This window comes from Mesorhizobium sp. M2C.T.Ca.TU.002.02.1.1, assembly GCF_003997225.1.
The window spans coordinates 1-1,938 of sequence record NZ_RZTO01001011.1 but is presented as its reverse complement, the minus strand read 5'-3'; the positions used below and the strand labels follow the sequence as shown (position 1 = coordinate 1,938).

Annotated in this window: 3 protein-coding genes; all 3 read left to right on the top strand. The window is 62.7% G+C overall.

The features are described from left to right. The coding region (locus EOD07_RS32675) for a TOBE domain-containing protein (RefSeq protein ID WP_164772765.1) at nucleotides 1-498 on the top strand (498 nt) is incomplete at its 5' end. Further along, the gene (locus EOD07_RS32670; RefSeq protein WP_040987194.1) at nucleotides 499-1,365 is read left to right on the top strand and encodes a sugar ABC transporter permease; all 867 of its coding nucleotides are present in this window, start codon (nucleotides 499-501) and stop codon (nucleotides 1,363-1,365) included. A gap of 1 nt (nucleotide 1,366) precedes the next feature. After that, nucleotides 1,367-1,938 (top strand): carbohydrate ABC transporter permease (locus EOD07_RS32665; RefSeq protein WP_206519627.1); only part of this gene is annotated, 572 nt, incomplete at its 3' end.

Below are 1,938 nucleotides of genomic sequence, written 5' to 3'. Positions count from 1 at the left end.
GGTTACACCATGGTCTATGTCACGCACGACCAGACCGAAGCGCTGACTTTCGCCGACCGCGTCGTGGTCATGTATGACGGCGAGATCGTCCAGATCGGCACGCCGGCCGAGCTCTTCGAGCGGCCGCGCCATACCTTCGTCGGCTATTTCATCGGCTCGCCGGGCATGAACGTGCTGCCGGTGTCGCTCGATGGCAGGACGGCGACGCTCGGCGCGCAACGCATCGAGCTTCCGGGCGTGCCCAAAGCCGAGGGCGGCGCCGTCGAGCTCGGCATCCGTCCCGAATATGTGCGGCTCGGCCGTGAAGGCATGGCGGTGCGGGTCAGCAAGGTCGAGGATGTCGGCCGCCACAAGGTCGTGCGCGCCAATCTGGAGGGCAGGGAAATTGCCGCGGTGATCGGCGAGGACGACGAAGTACCGGCCGATCCGAAGGTCCGCTTCGATCCGGCCGGTATCAACATCTATGCCGATTCCTGGCGCGTCGAGATGGGGGCGTAGATGGACAAGACCTGGAACAACAAGGCCTGGTTCCTCGTCCTGCCGGTGCTGGTGCTGGTGGCGTTCTCGGCCGTTATCCCGCTGATGACCGTCGTCAACTATTCGGTGCAGGACACGTTCGGCAACAACGTCTTCTTCTGGGCCGGCACCGAATGGTTCGAAGAGCTGCTCGCCTCCGACCGCTTCTGGGAAGCGATGGTGCGCAACCTGATCTTCTCCTTCATCATCCTGGCGATCGAGGTGCCGCTCGGCATCTTCATCGCGCTCAACATGCCGAAGAAGGGCTGGGGCGTGCCGGTCTGCCTGGTGCTGATGGCGCTGCCGCTGCTCATCCCGTGGAATGTCGTCGGCACGATCTGGCAGGTGTTCGGGCGCAACGACATCGGCCTGCTCGGCTATTACGTCAACGCGCTCGGCGTCGACTACAACTATGTCCAGGACCCGTTCGACGCCTGGGTCACCGTCATCGTCATGGATGTCTGGCACTGGACCAGCCTGGTCGTGCTGCTCTGCTATGCCGGGCTGGTCTCCATTCCAGACGCCTTCTACCAGGCGGCCAAGATCGACGGCGCCTCGCGCTGGGCGGTCTTCCGCTACATCCAGCTGCCGAAGATGCAGCGCGTGCTTCTGATCGCCGTGCTGTTGCGCTTCATGGATAGCTTCATGATCTATACCGAGCCCTTCGTCGTCACCGGCGGCGGCCCCGGCAATTCGACGACCTTCCTGTCGATCGACCTCGTAAAGACGGCGCTCGGCCAATTCGATCTCGGTCCGGCGGCGGCCATGTCGCTGGTCTACTTCCTGATCATCCTGTTGTTGTCGTGGGTATTCTACACCGTGATGACCAACTACGACGCGGAGCGCTGAGATGGCGGGCGCCAACGAGACGACGCGCGTGAGCGAAACGACGGTCACCGAGGTGGGCAGCACGCTGTCGCAGGACGAGGTGGCCAAGCTGATGCGCCGCCGCGGCGAGGAATCGCGCTGGTGGTGGATCGTGCCGACGCTCTACATCGTCGTGCTGCTCCTGCCGATCTACTGGCTCATCAATATGAGCTTCAAGACCAATGCGGAGATCGTGTCGTCGATGACGCTGTTCCCGCACAATCCGACATTGGCGAACTACCGCACCATCTTCACAGATGCCTCCTGGTACTCGGGCTACATCAACTCGATCACCTATGTGGTGATGAACATGGTGATCTCGGTCGCCGTGGCGCTGCCGGCGGCCTACGCCTTCTCGCGCTACCGCTTCCTCGGCGACAAGCATTTGTTCTTCTGGCTGCTCACCAACCGCATGGCGCCGCCGGCGGTGTTCGCGCTGCCGTTCTTCCAGCTCTATTCGGCCTTCGGTCTCATCGACACCCATATCGCCGTGGCGCTGGCGCATTGCCTGTTCAACGTGCCGCTGGCGGTGTGGATCCTCGAAGGCTTCATGTC

Excerpts from the sequence above, each read along its gene's own strand:
- EOD07_RS32670 (WP_040987194.1), top strand. The coding sequence starts at position 499 with ATGGACAAGACCTGGAACAACAAGGCCTGGTTCCTCGTCCTGCCGGTG.